This window comes from Streptomyces fodineus (genome assembly GCF_001735805.1).
GTDB lineage: Bacteria > Actinomycetota > Actinomycetes > Streptomycetales > Streptomycetaceae > Streptomyces > Streptomyces fodineus.
The window spans coordinates 3,244,661-3,261,097 of sequence record NZ_CP017248.1 but is presented as its reverse complement, the minus strand read 5'-3'; the positions used below and the strand labels follow the sequence as shown (position 1 = coordinate 3,261,097).

Annotated in this window: 16 protein-coding genes; 12 read left to right on the top strand and 4 right to left on the bottom strand. The window is 70.4% G+C overall.

Features of this window, described 5'->3' with window-relative positions:
* Positions 1–11 precede the first annotated feature (11 nt).
* From coaD to mutM, 6 genes are all read left to right on the top strand, one after another.
* A complete protein-coding gene (gene coaD / locus BFF78_RS13175) occupies positions 12–491 on the top strand; it encodes a pantetheine-phosphate adenylyltransferase (RefSeq protein ID WP_069778511.1) in 480 nt (159 codons plus the stop codon).
* Positions 492–548: 57 nt separating this feature from the next.
* A complete protein-coding gene (locus BFF78_RS13170; protein WP_069778510.1) occupies positions 549–1,643 on the top strand; it encodes an ATP synthase F0 subunit B in 1,095 nt (364 codons plus the stop codon).
* A 152-nt stretch (positions 1,644–1,795) separates the two neighbouring features.
* A complete protein-coding gene (locus tag BFF78_RS13165; protein WP_069778509.1) occupies positions 1,796–2,449 on the top strand; it encodes a YceD family protein in 654 nt (217 codons plus the stop codon).
* Between the two features lie 2 nt (positions 2,450–2,451).
* Positions 2,452–2,625 (top strand): 50S ribosomal protein L32, encoded by a 174-nt coding sequence (rpmF, locus tag BFF78_RS13160; protein WP_003951102.1) that lies wholly within the window; start codon positions 2,452–2,454, stop codon positions 2,623–2,625.
* 8 nt (positions 2,626–2,633) lie between these two features.
* Positions 2,634–3,491, top strand: a complete 858-nt coding sequence (gene rnc, locus BFF78_RS13155) for a ribonuclease III (protein WP_193433449.1) — start codon at positions 2,634–2,636, stop codon at positions 3,489–3,491.
* A gap of 82 nt (positions 3,492–3,573) precedes the next feature.
* The gene (mutM, locus tag BFF78_RS13150; protein ID WP_069778507.1) at positions 3,574–4,434 is read left to right on the top strand and encodes a bifunctional DNA-formamidopyrimidine glycosylase/DNA-(apurinic or apyrimidinic site) lyase; all 861 of its coding nucleotides are present in this window, start codon (positions 3,574–3,576) and stop codon (positions 4,432–4,434) included.
* On the opposite strand, the gene BFF78_RS13145 is transcribed toward mutM, so the two are convergent.
* Entirely contained in the window at positions 4,407–4,805 is a 399-nt protein-coding gene (locus tag BFF78_RS13145) for a winged helix-turn-helix transcriptional regulator (protein WP_069778506.1), read from the bottom strand. The genes mutM and BFF78_RS13145 overlap by 28 nt on opposite strands.
* 106 nt (positions 4,806–4,911) lie before the next feature.
* Here BFF78_RS13145 and BFF78_RS13140 point away from each other — a divergent pair, with 106 nt between their 5' ends.
* Positions 4,912–5,496: a flavodoxin family protein gene (locus BFF78_RS13140; RefSeq protein ID WP_069778505.1), complete on the top strand. Its 585-nt coding sequence runs from the start codon at positions 4,912–4,914 to the stop codon at positions 5,494–5,496.
* A gap of 29 nt (positions 5,497–5,525) precedes the next feature.
* Here BFF78_RS13140 and BFF78_RS13135 read toward each other — a convergent pair whose 3' ends face one another.
* Positions 5,526–6,893: a CAP domain-containing protein gene (locus BFF78_RS13135; protein ID WP_069778504.1), complete on the bottom strand. Its 1,368-nt coding sequence runs from the start codon at positions 6,891–6,893 to the stop codon at positions 5,526–5,528.
* A 181-nt stretch (positions 6,894–7,074) separates the two neighbouring features.
* Between BFF78_RS13135 and BFF78_RS13130 the strand changes: the two genes are divergently transcribed.
* From BFF78_RS13130 to BFF78_RS13115, 4 genes are all read left to right on the top strand, one after another.
* Entirely contained in the window at positions 7,075–7,356 is a 282-nt protein-coding gene (locus BFF78_RS13130; RefSeq protein WP_069778503.1) for an acylphosphatase, read from the top strand.
* A gap of 382 nt (positions 7,357–7,738) precedes the next feature.
* Positions 7,739–7,942 carry a hypothetical protein gene (locus tag BFF78_RS13125; protein WP_023546484.1) on the top strand — a complete coding sequence of 68 codons (204 nt, stop codon included), beginning with the start codon at positions 7,739–7,741 and terminating at the stop codon, positions 7,940–7,942.
* 243 nt (positions 7,943–8,185) lie between these two features.
* Complete coding sequence (gene smc / locus BFF78_RS13120; protein ID WP_069778502.1) at positions 8,186–11,833, top strand: chromosome segregation protein SMC; 3,648 nt, start codon at positions 8,186–8,188, stop codon at positions 11,831–11,833.
* 227 nt (positions 11,834–12,060) lie between these two features.
* Complete coding sequence (locus BFF78_RS13115; protein WP_069778501.1) at positions 12,061–13,479, top strand: sugar porter family MFS transporter; 1,419 nt, start codon at positions 12,061–12,063, stop codon at positions 13,477–13,479.
* 148 nt (positions 13,480–13,627) lie between these two features.
* On the opposite strand, the gene BFF78_RS13110 is transcribed toward BFF78_RS13115, so the two are convergent.
* Positions 13,628–14,599 (bottom strand): LLM class flavin-dependent oxidoreductase, encoded by a 972-nt coding sequence (locus tag BFF78_RS13110; protein ID WP_069778500.1) that lies wholly within the window; start codon positions 14,597–14,599, stop codon positions 13,628–13,630.
* Between the two features lie 92 nt (positions 14,600–14,691).
* On the opposite strand from BFF78_RS13110, the gene BFF78_RS13105 reads away from it, so the two are divergent.
* Positions 14,692–14,892 (top strand): hypothetical protein, encoded by a 201-nt coding sequence (locus BFF78_RS13105; protein ID WP_069778499.1) that lies wholly within the window; start codon positions 14,692–14,694, stop codon positions 14,890–14,892.
* A 6-nt stretch (positions 14,893–14,898) separates the two neighbouring features.
* Here BFF78_RS13105 and BFF78_RS13100 read toward each other — a convergent pair whose 3' ends face one another.
* Complete coding sequence (locus BFF78_RS13100) at positions 14,899–16,365, bottom strand: cytosine permease (RefSeq protein ID WP_069778498.1); 1,467 nt, start codon at positions 16,363–16,365, stop codon at positions 14,899–14,901.
* Positions 16,366–16,437 lie beyond the last annotated feature (72 nt).

Here is a 16,437-nt window from a genome sequence, read left to right as displayed (position 1 = left end):
AGGGAACACAAGTGCGCCGCGCCGTCTGTCCCGGGTCGTTCGACCCGATCACCAACGGACATCTCGACATCATTGCCCGCGCCTCCCGTCTGTACGACGAGGTCTACGTCGCGGTGATGATCAACAAGTCCAAGAAGGGCCTGTTCGAGATCGAGGAGCGGATCGAGCTGATCCGCGAGGTCACCGCCGACTACGCCAACGTCCGGGTCGAGGCCTTCCACGGCCTCCTCGTGGACTTCTGCAAGCAGCGCGACATCCCCGCGATCGTCAAGGGCCTGCGTGCCGTCAGCGACTTCGACTACGAGCTGCAGATGGCCCAGATGAACATCGGCCTCACCGGCGTCGAAACGCTGTTCGTGCCCACCAACCCCACCTACAGCTTCCTCTCCTCCTCCCTGGTCAAGGAGGTCGCCGCATGGGGCGGCGACGTCTCCCACCTGGTGCCCGCCCCGGTGCTCCAGGCCCTGAACAAACGTCTGCGCAGGGACTGATGGGGCTACAGTCGTCCCGTCCGTCTCCATCCCGGCTGTAGAGAGTGGCGAGCACAGGTGGACGTGCAGAAGAAGCTCGACGAGATCGTCTCCGCGGTCGCCGGCGCCCGGGCCATGCCCATGTCGGCGTCCTGTGTGATCAACCGCGCCGAGCTGCTCGCGATGCTGGAAGAGGTGCGCCTGGCCCTGCCCGGCTCCCTCGCACAGGCGCAGGAGCTGATCGGCGACCGGCAGCAGATGGTCGAGCAGGCCCGCCTGGAGGCCGACCGGATCATCTCGAACGCGCACGCCGAGCGCGGCTCGCTGATCTCCGACACCGAGATCGCCCGCCGCTCCCAGGCCGAGGCCGACCGGATCCTCGCCGAGGCCCGCAAGGAGGCCGAGGAGATCCGCGCCGACGCCGACGACTACGTCGACTCCAAGCTCGCCAACTTCGAGGTCGTCCTCACCAAGACCCTCGGCTCGGTCGGCCGCGGCCGCGAGAAGCTGCTCGGCACCGGCCCCGGTCTGGACGAGAACGGCTACGAGGACGAGGACGCCCCCGAGCGCAGCCACGACCCGGAGACCCTGCGCCACAACGCCGACCAGTACGTGGACGTCAAGCTGGGTGCCTTCGAGGCGGTCCTCGCCAAGACGCTGGAGGCCGTCGGCCGCGGCCGGCAGAAGCTGCACGGCCGGATCGCCACGGACGACCTCGGCGCCCTCGACACCACGACCTTCCAGCACTCCAGCGACGCCGACTACCTCGCCGACCTCGCGGCCCTCGCCGAGCAGGACACCCCGGCCGAGCGCCCGGCCCAGCCCGCCCGGCAGCAGCCGCAGCCGCCGCAGCAGCCGTCGTACGAGCCGCAGCCGGCCTACGCCTACGACCAGCAGCAGCCGGACCCCTACGGCGGCTTCCCGCAGCAACCCGGCTACGCCCAGCAGGACCCCTACGGCTACCAGCAGGCCGACCCGTACGCCTACCAGGGGGCCTACGACCCCCAGCAGGCCGCCTACGACCAGCAGCAGGTCCAGCAGGTCCAGCAGGCCCAGCAGGCCCAGCAGCACCAGCCGCAGCAGGGCTACGCTCTCGACGAGACCAGCCTCTTCGACACCGGCATGATCAGCGCGGAGCAGCTGCGGGCGTACGAGCAGGGCCGGGGGCTGTAGCGAGCGCGGCTTCACAGCGCGCCGACCACCGGATTGGGCCGAGAGCGAAAGGTCCAGTATCCTGGCTCTTCGGTCGCGTGTACGTCCGCGATCACCGCTGCCCGCAACACCGAAGGGCGGCGGCCCTCCGAGCTCGAAGATCGAAAGCAGGAATGGCTTCCAACGCCCGCCTCGACCACCGCAACCCCCTCGTGTTCGACACGCACGAGCTGGGTCGGCGTCCTGGCGCGCTCCAGCGCCTGACCCGCACGATCGACGCTCCCGTGGATCTCGGCATCCAGGGGGTCATCGGAGTGCCGGAAGGCGCCCCGGTGGAGCTCGAACTCCGGCTCGAGTCGGTCATGGAAGGGGTGCTCGTCACAGGCACCGCCCGTGCACAGGCCGAGGGGGAGTGCGTAAGGTGTCTGGAGCCGGTCGGGCTGGAGCTCGAAGCGGACTTCCAGGAGCTGTTCTCGTACCCTGACGCCGACGACCGGGGCCGCGTGATCGCGGAACCGGGCGCCGACGCCGAGGACGACGAGGACAGGTTCTTCCTCGAGGACGGAATGTTCGACCTCGAACCTCTGCTGCGCGATGCGGTGGTGCTCGCACTGCCGATGCAGCCGGTGTGCCAGGAAGACTGCCCGGGCCTGTGCTCCGAGTGCGGAGCGCGGCTCGCGGACGACCCGGACCACCACCACGACGCCGTCGACATCCGTTGGGCGGCTTTGCAGGGACTCGCCGGTTCACTCGAAGACGGCGAGAAGGACGAGATGAGCGGCGACGCGACTCGATCAGCGCGCGTCGACGAGAAGCAGGAGAAGTAGCCGTGGCTGTTCCGAAGCGGAAGATGTCGCGCAGCAACACGCGCCACCGCCGGTCGCAGTGGAAGGCTGCGGTCCCCACCCTGGTTGCGTGCGAGCGCTGCCACGAGCCCAAGCAGCAGCACATTGCGTGCCCGTCTTGCGGCACCTACAACAAGCGCCAGGTCCTCGAAGTCTGAGCCGGCTGGTGAGAGGCACTGTGTCCAGTCCCAAGAAGGCGGAAGACGCCAAGGCGGACGCACCCGCCAAGAAGAAGGCGGACAACCAGGCCTCGTCCCATACGCTTCTGGAAGGGCGGCTCGGCTATGAGGTCGAGTCCGCCCTTCTGGTGCGCGCGCTGACCCACCGTTCCTACGCGTACGAGAACGGCGGTCTGCCGACGAACGAGCGGCTGGAGTTCCTCGGTGACTCCGTCCTCGGCCTCGTCGTCACGGACACGCTGTACCGCATCCACCCCGACCTGCCCGAGGGCCAGCTGGCCAAGCTGCGGGCCGCGGTGGTCAACTCGCGTGCGCTGGCGGAGGTCGGCCGCGGCCTCGACCTGGGCTCCTTCATCCGGCTCGGCCGCGGTGAAGAGGGCACGGGCGGCCGGGACAAGGCGTCCATCCTCGCCGACACCCTGGAAGCGGTGATCGGCGCGGTCTATCTCGATCAGGGCCTCGATTCGGCGTCCGAGCTGGTGCACCGGCTCTTCGACCCGCTGATCGAGAAGTCCTCGAACCTCGGTGCCGGCCTGGACTGGAAGACCAGTCTCCAGGAGCTCACCGCGACGGAGGGTCTCGGCGTGCCCGAGTACCTGGTCACGGAGACCGGCCCCGACCACGAGAAGACCTTCACTGCTGCCGCCCGCGTCGGAGGCGTCTCGTACGGCACCGGCACCGGCCGCAGCAAGAAGGAGGCGGAGCAGCAGGCCGCCGAGTCCGCCTGGCGGTCCATCCGGGCCGCCGCGGACGAGCGCGCCAAGGCGGCCAAGGAGGCCAAGAAGGCCGCCGAGGAGGCCAAGGAAGCTGTCCAGGACGGCGAGTCGTCGTCCGCTCCCGCCTGACGAACAGCAGTACGAGCGCCCGCCCCGCCGTTCCAGGCGGGGCGGGCGCTCCGCTCGTCCACCGCTTCGTACGGGGGTCCCGATGCCCGAGTTGCCCGAGGTCGAGGTCGTCCGGCGCGGCCTGGAGCGCTGGGTCGCCCACCGCACCGTCGCCGAGGTCGAGGTGCTGCACCCGCGTGCCGTACGCCGGCACATCGCGGGCGCCGACGACTTCGCGCACCGCCTCAAGGGCCATCACATCGGCACTCCCAGCCGCCGCGGCAAGTACCTGTGGCTGCCGCTGGAGGAGACGAACCAGTCCGTCCTCGCCCACCTCGGCATGAGCGGTCAGCTGCTGGTGCAGCCGCACGAGACGCCGGACGAGAAGCACCTGCGCATCCGGGTCCGGTTCGCCGACTCCCTCGGCACCGAACTCCGCTTCGTCGACCAACGCACCTTCGGCGGGCTGTCGTTGCACGACAACACCCCCGCGGGCCTGCCCGACGTCATCGCGCACATCGCCCGAGACCCGCTGGACGAGCTGTTCGACGACGAGGCGTTCCACCTGGCGCTGCGCCGCAAGCGGACCACCATCAAACGGGCCCTGCTGGACCAGTCGCTGATCAGCGGCGTCGGCAACATCTACGCGGACGAGGCGCTCTGGCGCGCCCGCATCCACTACGAGCGCCCCACGGCCAACTTCACCCGCCCGGTCACCACCGGACTCCTCCGCCACATCCGGGATGTGATGAACGCGGCCCTCGCCGTCGGCGGCACCAGTTTCGACAGCCTGTACGTCAACGTCAACGGCGAGTCGGGCTACTTCGACCGCTCCCTGGACGCGTACGGCCGCGAGGGCGAGCCCTGCAAGCGGTGCGGCACCCCGATCCGCCGCCGCCCCTGGATGAACCGCTCCAGCTATTTCTGCCCGACGTGTCAGAGGGCGCCGCGCGTCTCGTCGTAACGCGCGCGTGCCGCGAGTACGTCGTCCATGGCGCCCTCCACGCAGTGGATGAGCGCCAGCAGCCGCTCGGCCACCTGACGGCCGAGGGCGGTCAGTTCGTAGTCCACGCGGGGCGGGTTCGTCGGCTGTGCCTCGCGGTGCACCAGGCCGTCGCGCTCCAGCGCGTGCAGCGTCTGGGACAGCATCTTCTCGCTCACCCCGTCGACACGGCGGCGCAGCTCGTTGAAGCGCAGCGAGCCCTCGTACAGCGCGCCGAGTGTCAGCCCGCCCCAGCGGCCCGTGACGTGCTCCAGCGTGCCGCGTGACGGGCAGGCCTTGGCGAAGACGTCGTAGGCGAGGTCGTCCTCGTGCTCCTGGGGGGTGGCGGTCATGACACCAAGGATACGCACACGCAGCGCTAACCACCAGGTTGCACTAACCATAAGTTAGTGCTTTCCTTGAGTCACCGCTTTCGAGCTGCCCATTCGAGGAGTCTTCGTGACCAGCCCCGTCGTTTCCATCGCCTACCACTCCGGCTTCGGCCACACCGCCGTCCTCGCCGAGGCCGTCCGCGCCGGTGCCGCCGACGCGGGTGCCGAGGTGCACCTGATCAAGGTCGACCAGATCACCGACGAGCAGTGGCAGACGCTGGACGCCTCCGACGCGATCGTCTTCGGCTCGCCCACCTACATGGGCACCGCCTCCGGCGCCTTCCACGCCTTCGCCGAGGCCACCTCCAAGCGCTGGTTCGGCCAGGACTGGAAGGACAAGCTGGCCGCCGGTTTCACCAACTCGGCGTCCAAGAGCGGCGACAAGCTGCACACCCTGCAGTTCTTCCAGACGCTCGCCGCCCAGCACGGCATGACCTGGGTCAACCTCGGCCTGCTCCCCGGCTGGAACGCCAGCACCGCCTCCGAGAACGACCTCAACCGCCTCGGCTTCTTCTCCGGCGCTGCCGCCCAGACCAACAACGACCAGGGCCCCGAGGGCGTCCACAAGGCCGACATAGCCACGGCCGGCCACCTCGGCCGCCGCATCGCCGAGACGGCCCGGGTGTTCGCACAGGGGCGCGCCGCCGCCTGAGACCCGTCAGGCGACCGGCGCCGGGGGCGTCAGTACCCGAAGTCCTGCGTCCACCAAGGTCCGCCCGGGCCGAAGTGGACGCCGACGCCGAGGGTCTTGAAGTCGCAGTTCAGGATGTTGGCGCGGTGGCCGGGGCTGTTCATCCAGGCGTCCATCACGGCCGCCGCGTCGGCCTGGCCGCGGGCGATGTTCTCGCCGCCCAGATCGGTGATGCCGGCCGCCGCGGCCCGGTCCCACGGCGTGTTGCCGTCCGGGTCGGTGTGGTCGAAGAAGTCCCGCGCCGCCATGTCGTCGCTGAACGACTCGGCCAGCTTGCTCAGCGAGGAGTTCGCCGCCAGCGGGCTGCAGCCGACCTTCGCCCGCTCCTGGTTGACGAGCGCCAGCACCTGCGACTCGGCGGAGTTCTCCTTCGACACCTTCGCCGGTGCGGAACCCGCCTTCGGCGCCTTGCTCCCCTTGCGCGACGGAGTGTTCTTCTGCTTGCCGCCCGGCGTCGCCCGCGGCGACGGCTTCCCGGTCGCGGTCTTCGACGGGGTGGGCGTGGGGGAGGCGGACGTCGACGCCGAGTCCGACGGGGAGGCGGAGGGGCTCGGGGACTCCGGGCGCGTGGCGTCCCGGCTGGTGCCCGTGCCGGCCGCGCGGCCGGCACCGCCCGCCCCGCTGTCGGCGCCGCCCGAGGTGCCGCCCTGCTCGGCGGCCGTGTTGCCCGGCGCGTCCACCGCCTGCACCTGCTCGCCGCCGGTGGTGTGCGTATCGCCGCCCAGCTTGTAGTTCTGCAGACCCGGCACCACGCCCGTGGCCACCGCGGCCGTACCGAGGGCGACGGCGGCGGACACCCCGAGCAGGCCCGTGCGCACCGGCCTCGGGCCCTTCTTCCGGCGCCGATGGCCGTGGGAGGGGGTGCCGGCCGGGGCGAAACCGTCGCCCGGTGAGCCGCCCGGACCGTCGTCCTGGGCCGCGAACAGGTAGGCGTGGGCCCTGGCGGTCGTGTCGGCGTAGGCCGGCGGGTTCGGGCCGGTCGCCCTGCGGTAGGCCTCCGGGTTCAGGTACGGCGCGATACCCCTGGGCGCATGTCCATCCGGGTACGGGCGCTGCCAGGGGGCGAGCTCACCCGCGTACGGGTTCCAAGGGTCCGGCTCGCCTCGGTACGGGTTCCTGGGGGCGGGTTCACCCGGGTACGAGTTCCTGGAGGCCGGTTCGCCCGGGTACCAGTTCCAGGGGACCAGCTCACCTGCGTACGAGTCCTGCCCGGGTGCCGGCTCACCCGCGTACGAGTCGTACGACTCCTGCGGGGACGCGCTTGTGGTGGCCCCGGTGGTGGAGCGCCGCGTGTGGGTGGCCCCCGTGGCGCGGCCCGCGGCGGCGCGGCCGGTGGCGGAGCGTCGGTGGCGTCCCATGTCCCTGCCCTCTTCCTCGTCCTCACGGTCGACCGGTGCCTGCGCGGCCAGTGACTCCCTCTGACCAGCCAGATTCACTCGATCGAATGAGTTTCATATGAGATGCATCGGGTCGGGACGCTACCGCATGCCGCTCACGGGCGATGTGAACCGAGCGACATCGGCTGGTTAGGTTGCACCCATGAGCGAGGATGTGCGACTGGTCGCCTGGGTCCGTGGACGCGTGCAAGGTGTGGGTTTTCGCTGGTTCACGCGTGCCAAGGCACTGGAGATCGGCGGCCTGAGTGGTTTTGCTCTCAATTTGGCCGACGGTCGCGTCCAGGTCGTCGCGGAGGGCTCGCGCGAGGGCTGCGAGGGGCTGCTGGACTGGCTCCAGGGCGACGACACGCCCGGACATGTGGACGGGGTCACCGAGATCTGGGACACACCCCGCGGCGGCTACGACGGCTTCGCCATCCGCTGAGCCGGATCTGTAAAGACGCGCAGCCCGGCGCACAGGGAGCTGCCGGGGGCACATGCGAAGGGCAGAAACGGCCTGGTGGTTGCCAAGAACGGTGGGGCATGGCAGGCTCCGCTGGTACAGCTGATCGCCACGCCCTGAGGGTCCCGGACGAGTCGCAGCGCCGCCCGCTTTCCGGCCGCGCGCCCCGGGTTACCCGCCAATACAGGGCGTGATCGTGTTGACCGTCAAACTTTTTGGTGAGACGCTGAAAGCCCCGCGCACCTTAGCTGTTTGGCATGGAGCAACAGCAGAGCAACACCCGAATGTGCCAAGCACCGCGGGTGCGAATCCCTCACGACCCACACCGCATCGGTCGGTCACTCAGTGTGGAGGACCATCCATCATGGCAAAGGCGCTTCTCGGTTACGTCGGCGGCTCCGACCCTCGACTCCTCGCCGAGATGCGACGGCTGCAGCAGCGTGTCCAGGACCTGGAATCGGAGCTCGTACGCATCCAGGCGGAGAACGACGCGCTGACGGCTGCCGCCTCTCAGGACAGGATCATGGAGAGCATCGACGCACACCAGGCGGAGCCTGCGCTCACCTGATCCCTGCATCGCTCCACGACAGCAGTCGCAGCGATCGGGCTGCCGTATCAACCGCTCAGTTGATCGGGCGACCGAGACCCGGTCGTCAGAGTTGCAAGGGACGCTTCGGCGTCCCTTCTTTCTTGCCCCGCGCATCCTTTCACTCTCTTTAACGTACGGTGTGCCCTGCATGTTCAATGGCGAAACCGCGCGGTTGCGAGGGTTCATGGAGTGAGATAGCGCCGCCCGGTAAAGTCCAGCGGCGTGCACCTCAAGGCCCTGACCCTCCGCGGGTTCAAGTCGTTCGCGTCGGCGACCACGCTCCGGTTCGAACCGGGTATCACGTGTGTCGTCGGACCGAACGGCTCGGGCAAGTCCAATGTCGTGGACGCGCTCAGCTGGGTCATGGGCGAACAGGGCGCCAAGTCGCTGCGCGGCGGCAAGATGGAGGACGTCATCTTCGCCGGCACCACCGGCCGCCCTCCGCTGGGCCGCGCCGAGGTGTCCCTGACCATCGACAACTCCGACGGCGCGCTGCCCATCGAGTACGCCGAGGTCACCATCACGCGGATCATGTTCCGCAACGGCGGCAGCGAGTACCAGATCAACGGCGACACCTGCCGCCTCCTGGACATCCAGGAACTCCTGTCCGACTCCGGCATCGGCCGCGAGATGCACGTCATCGTCGGCCAGGGCCAGCTCGACTCCGTCCTGCACGCGGACCCCATGGGCCGCCGCGCCTTCATCGAGGAGGCGGCCGGTGTCCTGAAGCACCGCAAACGCAAGGAGAAGGCCCTTCGCAAGCTGGACGCGATGCAGGCCAACCTCGCGCGCGTGCAGGACCTCACCGACGAACTCCGCCGCCAGCTCAAGCCGCTCGGCCGCCAGGCGGCGGTCGCACGCAGGGCCGCCGTGATCCAGGCGGACCTGCGCGACGCCCGCCTGCGCCTGCTCGCCGACGACCTCGTACGACTGCGTGAGGCGCTCAAGGCCGAGGTCGCCGACGAGGCGGCCCTGAAGGAACGCAAGGAGGCGGCCGAGCAGGAGCTGAAGAAGGCCCTGCACCGCGAGGCCCTGCTGGAGGACGAGGTACGGCAGCTCACGCCCCGCCTCCAGCGCGCCCAGCAGACCTGGTACGAGCTGTCCCAGCTGGCCGAACGCGTCCGCGGCACGATCTCGCTGGCCGACGCACGCGTGAAGAGCGCCACCTCCACACCGCCCGACGAACGGCGCGGCCGTGACCCCGAGGACCTGGAGCGGGAGGCCGCCCGCATCCGCGAACAGGAGGCCGAGCTGGAGGCGGCCCTGGAGGCGGCCCAGCGCGCCCTTGACGACACCGTCGCCCACCGCGCCGAGCTGGAGCGCGAACTGGCGGCGGAGGAACGCCGTCTGAAGGACCTTGCCCGTGCCATCGCCGACCGCCGCGAGGGCCTGGCCCGCCTGACCGGGCAGGTCAACGCGGCCCGCTCCCGTGCGGCCTCCGCCCAGGCCGAGATCGACCGCCTGGCCACGGCCCGCGACGAGGCCCAGGAGCGCGCGGTGCGCGCCCAGGAGGAGTACGAGGCCCTGAAGGCCGAGGTCGACGGCCTCGACGCCGACGACGCGGACCTGGCCGGGCGGCACGAGGCGGCCAAGCGGCAGCTCGCCGAGACAGAGACCGCCCTGAGCACGGCCCGCGAGGCCCTCACCACGGCCGAGCGCACCCGCGCGGCGACCCAGGCCCGCCGCGAAGCGCTCGCGCTGGGCCTCAGACGGAAGGACGGCACGGGGATACTGCTGGGGGCACGGGACCGGCTCACCGGAATTCTCGGCCCGGCGGCGGAACTGCTGACCGTCACTCCGGGCTACGAGGTCCCGCTGGCCGCCGCGTTCGGGGCGGCGGCGGACGCGATCGCCGTGGCGACTCCCGCATCGGCGGCGGAAGCCATCAGGCTGCTGCGCAAGCAGGACGGGGGCCGGGCGGCACTGCTGCTGGCCGGGGCCATGGAGCCTACGTCCGGGGACGCCCCCCAAACGGGCGCGGGGCAGCATCCGCATGCGGCTCCGCCGCGGGGCGCGCCCAGCCACGACGAGCCCGCAGCCGCCGAATCGCCTGCCGCGGCACCCCCCGGTGGGCGCCTCGCCGCCGAGCTGGTCCGCGGCCCTGCCGAACTCATGCCCGCGGTACGCCGCCTCCTGCAAGGAACCGTGGTCGTAGACACCCTGGAGGACGCCGAGGACCTGATCTACGCGCACCCCGGACTCACCGCCGTCACCTCCGAAGGCGACCTCCTCGGCGCCCACTTCGCACACGGCGGCTCGGCCGGCGCACCCAGCCTGCTGGAGGTGCAGGCATCGGTCGACGAGGCCGCGGCCGAGCTGGCCGAGCTGGCCGTGCGGTGTGAGGAGCTGGCCCAGGAGCAGCGGACGGCAGCCGAACGGCGTACCGAAGCCGCCACCCTCGTGGAAGAACTCGCGGAGCGGCGCCGGGCCGCCGACCGGGAGAAGTCGGCCGTGGCCCAGCAGCTCGGCCGGCTGGCCGGCCAGGCGCGGGGTGCCGCAGGCGAGGCCGAGCGGTCCGCCGCCGCGGCCGCACGCGCGCAGGAGGCGCTGGAGAAGGCCGTACAGGAGGCCGAGGAGCTGGCCGAGCGCCTGGCCGTCGCCGAGGAGATGCCGGTCGAGGAGGAGCCCGACACCTCCGTACGCGACCGGCTCGCCGCCGACGGCGCCAACGCCCGGCAGACCGAGATGGAGGCCCGCCTCCAGGTCCGTACCCACGAGGAGCGGGTCAAGGGGCTCGCCGGGCGGGCCGACTCGCTCGACCGGGCCGCCCGCGCGGAACGCGAGGCACGCGTGCGTGCCGAGCAGCGGCGCGCCCGCCTGCGGCACGAGGCCGCCGTCGCGGAGGCCGTCGCCTCCGGCGCCCGGCAGCTGCTCGCGCACATCGAGGTGTCCCTCGCCCGCGCCGAACAGGAACGCGCCGCCGCCGAGGCCGCCAAGGCGCGGCGAGAGCAGGAGCTGACCGCTGCCCGCAGCGCCGGCCGCGAACTGAAGTCGGAACTGGACAAGTTGACGGATTCGGTGCACCGGGGCGAGGTACTCGGCGCCGAGAAGCGGCTGCGGATCGAGCAGCTGGAGACCAGGGCGCTGGAGGAGCTGGGTGTCGAGCCGGAGGGGCTGGTGGCCGAGTACGGCCCGCACCAGCCCGTGCCGCCCTCGCTCCCCGCCGACGGTGAGGTGCTGCCCGAGGACCCCGAGCATCCGCGTAACCGGCCCAGGCCCTTCCACCGCGCCGAACAGGAGCGGCGGCTCAAGGCGGCCGAGCGGGCCTACCAGCAGCTGGGCAAGGTCAATCCGCTGGCGCTGGAGGAGTTCGCGGCACTGGAGGAGCGGCACAAGTTCCTCAGCGAGCAGCTGGAGGACCTGAAGAAGACGCGCGCCGACCTGCTCCAGGTGGTGAAGGAGGTCGACGAGCGCGTCGAGCAGGTGTTCACCGAGGCCTACCGGGACACGGCCCGGGAGTTCGAGGGCGTCTTCAGCAGGCTGTTCCCCGGCGGAGAGGGCCGTCTGGTGCTGACCGACCCGGACAACATGCTCACCACCGGTGTGGACGTCGAGGCGCGCCCGCCGGGCAAGAAGGTCAAGCGGCTCTCCCTGCTGTCGGGTGGCGAGCGCTCGCTGACGGCCGTCGCGATGCTGGTGTCGATCTTCAAGGCCCGGCCGAGCCCGTTCTACGTCATGGACGAGGTCGAGGCGGCCCTGGACGACACCAACCTCCAGCGGCTGATCCGGATCATGCAGGAGCTGCAGGAGGCCTCGCAGCTGATCGTGATCACGCACCAGAAGCGCACGATGGAGGTCGCCGACGCGCTCTACGGCGTGTCCATGCAGGGCGACGGCGTCTCCAAGGTCATCTCTCAGCGCCTTCGGTAGTGCCGCGGCATTCAAGATCAACTCTTCTGTGACCCTCTTCTGTGACTCTTTCGTGTTCAAGAAGTGAACGCGGACCCCTTGGGTGTACGAAAAAACTCACAGCCGTTGAAGTATTGACTTCGAAACTTGAAGGCATAGTCTCTGCAACGTTGCTTTTACCTTCAGGTCTCACCTGTAAGGGCTCGCCCCCCACCCCGGCAGCGTTGCCGTGGCCCGAGGAGATACACGTGACCAGCACAGCGCAGGCACCTCAGTCAGGAGCCAGGACGGCCCCACCCGAGCATCTCGGGCACGTCATCTTCATCGCGGCGGCTGCCGCCATGGGCGGCTTCCTCTTCGGTTACGACAGCTCCGTGATCAACGGCGCGGTCGAGGCCATCCGCACCAAGTACGACATTGGCTCCGCGGCCCTCGCCCAGGTCATCGCGATCGCCCTGATCGGCTGTGCCGTCGGCGCCGCGACCGCCGGCCGCATAGCCGACCGCATCGGCCGTATCCGCTGTATGCAGATCGCCGCAGTGCTCTTCACGATCAGCGCCGTCGGCTCCGCGCTGCCCTTCGCCCTCTGGGACCTCGCCCTCTGGCGGGTCGTCGGCGGTTTCGCCATCGGCATGGCCTCCGTCATCGGCCCGGCCTACATCGCCGAGGTCGCCCCGCCCGCCTACCGCGGCCGGCTCGGCTCCTTCCAGCAGGCCGCGATCGTCGTCGGCATCGCCGTCTCCCAGCTCGTCAACTGGGGCCTGCTGAACGCCGCCGGCGGCAAGCAGCGCGGCCACCTGATGGGCCTGGAGGCCTGGCAGGTCATGCTCGGCGTCATGGTGATCCCGGCCGTCCTCTACGGCCTGCTCTCCTTCGCCATCCCCGAGTCCCCGCGCTTCCTGCTCTCGGTCGGCAAGCGCGACCGGGCCAAGGAGATCCTCGCCGAGGTCGAGGGCACGGGCACCGACCTGGACGCCCGCGTCGCCGAGATCGAGCACGCGATGCAGAGCGAGCACAAGTCCACCTTCAAGGACCTGCTCGGCGGCGGTTTCTTCTTCAAGCCGATCGTCTGGATCGGTATCGGCCTGTCGGTCTTCCAGCAGTTCGTCGGCATCAACGTCGCGTTCTACTACTCCTCGACGCTGTGGCAGTCGGTGGGCGTCGACCCGACCGACTCGTTCTTCTACTCCTTCACGACGTCGATCATCAACATCATCGGCACCGTGATCGCGATGATCTTCGTGGACCGCGTCGGCCGCAAGCCGCTCGCCCTCATCGGCTCGGTCGGCATGGTCGTCGGTCTCGCGCTGGAGGCCTGGGCGTTCAGCTCCCACCTGGTCGACGGCAGGCTCCCGAGCACCCAGGGCTGGGTCGCCCTGATCGCCGCCCATGTGTTCGTCCTCTTCTTCGCCCTGTCGTGGGGCGTGGTGGTCTGGGTCTTCCTCGGCGAGATGTTCCCGAACAAGATCCGCGCCGCCGCGCTGGGTGTCGCCGCCTCCGCGCAGTGGATCGCCAACTGGGCCATCACCGCGAGCTTCCCGTCGCTGGCCGACTGGAACCTCTCCGGCACGTACGTCATCTACACCGTCTGCGCCGCGCTCTCCATCCCGTTCGTCCTGAAGTTCGTCAAGGAGACGAAGGGCAAGTCCCTGGAGGAGATGGGCTGACCAGCCCCGTGAACTCGGGGAGAAGGGCCAAGTCCCCGCTGCCCCTCTCCTCGTACCCCCCGCCGCCCCCGCACCGGCCACTGCCCGGTGCGGGGGCGGCGGTTTCGTATCCGGGGCGGGCGGTGCGCCTGGTGATCGCCGGGCGCCCTCAGCCCCCCACCCCCGGCACCACCCGCTCCGCGAACAACCGCAGGCTCCGCCAGCCCTCCTCGACCGGCATCCCGCCCGCAAGCGGGTGCAGGACCAGGCTGTCCAGCCCGGCACCCATGCACTGCTCCGGGGTGAGGACGCGGTACACGCCCTCCGCGCGCAGCTCTTCCACCGTCGTGGCGGCCGAGCGCACCGCCGACGTGATGTCCCGCGACTGCCAGGAGGCGTACGTCCGGGCCTCGTGCAGGAAGTGCTCGCCGTACTGCGCCCACGCCCGGTCCGGGTCCTCGGCGATGTGCAGCAAAGGGGTCTCGGACGCGGGCATCATCACCCAGCCCTCGGTGCCGTACTCGGTGAGCTTCTCCTTGTAGTACGCCTCCAGCTCCGGCAGATGAGCGCTCGGGAAGAACGGCAGGCCCAGCCGGGCGGCCCGGCGGGCGGCGGCCTTCGAGGAGCCGCCGACCAGCAGGAGGGGGTGTGGGTCGGTGTACGGGCGCGGGGTGATCCGCACCGTACGGCCCCGGTACTCGAACTCGTCGCCGGACCACGCCTTCAGCACGGTTTCCAGCAGTTCGTCCTGGAGCCGGCCCCGGCGCTTCCAGTCGACGTCGAACAGGGCGTACTCCTCGGGCCGGTAGCCGATCCCGGCCACCGTCACCAGCCGTCCGCCGCTCAGCAGGTCCAGTACGGCGATCTCCTCGGCCAGACGCAGCGGGTCGTGCAGCGGGCCGATCACCGCCGACACCGTCACCGCGATGGACCGGGTCGCCCCGAACACCGCGCCGGCGAAGGCGAACGGCGACGGCAGCCAGTTGTCGGCGGCGCCGTGGTGCTCCTCGGTCTGCACGGTGTTGATGCCGTGCTCGTCCGCGTACGCGGCCATCTCCAGGGCGGCCCGGTAGCGCGCGCAGAGAGCGGCGGGGGAGGCGCCGGGAGCGACGAGGTTGAAACGGACGACCGTGACGGGCATGGGAAGTCCCCCTCCGGTGCGATGCGGTGGAGGGGGACGGTAGCTGACGTAGCGTCAGATGGCCATGGCGGGGGCGGGAGTAGGCTCACAGGATGACCGAGGCCGTACCCACCGATCCGCGGGCGGAGGCCGGCCGGGGCCGGGTCGCCCTCTGGCTCGACTGCGACGACCTGCGCTGGCTCGCCCGCCACTGCTGCTGTCCGGACGATGCCGGCCAGGAGACCGAGGACCGCTGTTCCCGCCTGCGCTTTCGCGCGAGCGCGGCCCTGCACAAGAGCGACCCGGCCGGCTGACGCGCGTCAGGCGTCGACGCTCGCGCGCTCCTCGGCCGGCGCGGCGACCTCCGCCGGCTTCGCCACCGCCGGCTTCGCCACCGCCGGCTTCGGCAGGGCCAGGTACAGCAGGCCCGAGATCACGATCGTGGCGACCCAGCCGAGGCCGTACTCGCCGATGACGTTGTTCTTCGCCAGCGGGCCGGTGAACCAGTCCGAGGTCGTGAACATCAGGCCCGACAGCAGGCCGATCGCCCAGGCGGCCACGGCCGCCGGGGAGAAGCCGCCCTTGTACCAGTAGGCGCTGGTGCGGGTGGTGTCGGTCATCGCCTCGCCGTCGTACTCGGTGCGGCGCAGCATGTCCGCGCCGAAGACGCCGACCCACGCGGAGAACGCGACCGCGAGCAGCGACAGGAAGGCGATGAACGAGCCCATGAAGCTGGTCGCCACCAGCATCAGCACCCCGCCGAAGACCAGCGAGATCACGGCGTTCACCGAGACCGCCCAGTGCCGCGGCACCTTGATGCCCAGCGTCTGCGCGGTGAAGCCCGCCGAGTACATCGACATCGAGTTGATCAGCAGCATGCCGATCAGCGCGATGAACAGGTACGGCACCGCGATCCACGTCGGCAGGATCTCGCCGAGGAAGGACACCGGGTCGGTGGCCGAGGCCAGGTCCGGCGTGGAGACCGCCATCACCGCGCCCATCAGGACCATGGGCAGCACGACGATGCCGGCACCGCCGACCGCCGTTCCCACGATCGCCTTCGAGGACGCCGTGCGCGGCAGATAGCGGGTGAAGTCCGGCGCCGTCGGGATCCAGCTGACACCGCCCGCCGCGATCATGCCCACACCGGTGATCACCGCGGCCGTGGAGCCGCCGCCGTGGTGCAGCACCTTCGACCAGTTCGTGTTCGCGACCAGGTAGACCAGGACGAGCACCGAGAAGACGCCGAAGAGGTACGTGGCGTACTTGTTGCACTTCTGCACCGCGTTGATGCCGAGCCCGGAGATCGCGAAGGTCGCCACGACGAAGATCAGCAGCATCACCATGTCCAGCACGCTGTTCGCCTTCAGGCCGAACAGGATGTCCAGGATGGTGAGCATCGCGTAGGCGCCGGTGACCGCGTTGATCGTCTCCCAGCCCCAGCGCGCGACCCAGATCAGCGAGCCGGGCAGCAGGTTGCCGCGCTGGCCGAAGACCGCGCGGGAGAGCGCCATGCCGGGCGCGCCGCCCCGCTTGCCGGCGATGCCGATCAGCCCGACCAGGCCGTACGACACGACCGGCGCGGCCACCGCGACGACGAGTGCCTGCCAGATGTCCAGGTGGTACGCCACGACGAGGCTCGCGCCCATCGTCAGCAGCAGCACGCTGATGTTGGCGCCGACCCAGGTCGGGAACAGCTCACGGGTCCTGGCGGTGCGCTCGTGATCCGGGACCTGCTCGATGCCTCGGGTCTCGAGAGCGCCTTCGGTCTCGACGGTTTTGCTCATGAAGAAATGGGCCAGACGTGGGGGGACAGGGACGATCGGACTCTACGCGCGTCAACAGAGCCGCCACCATCG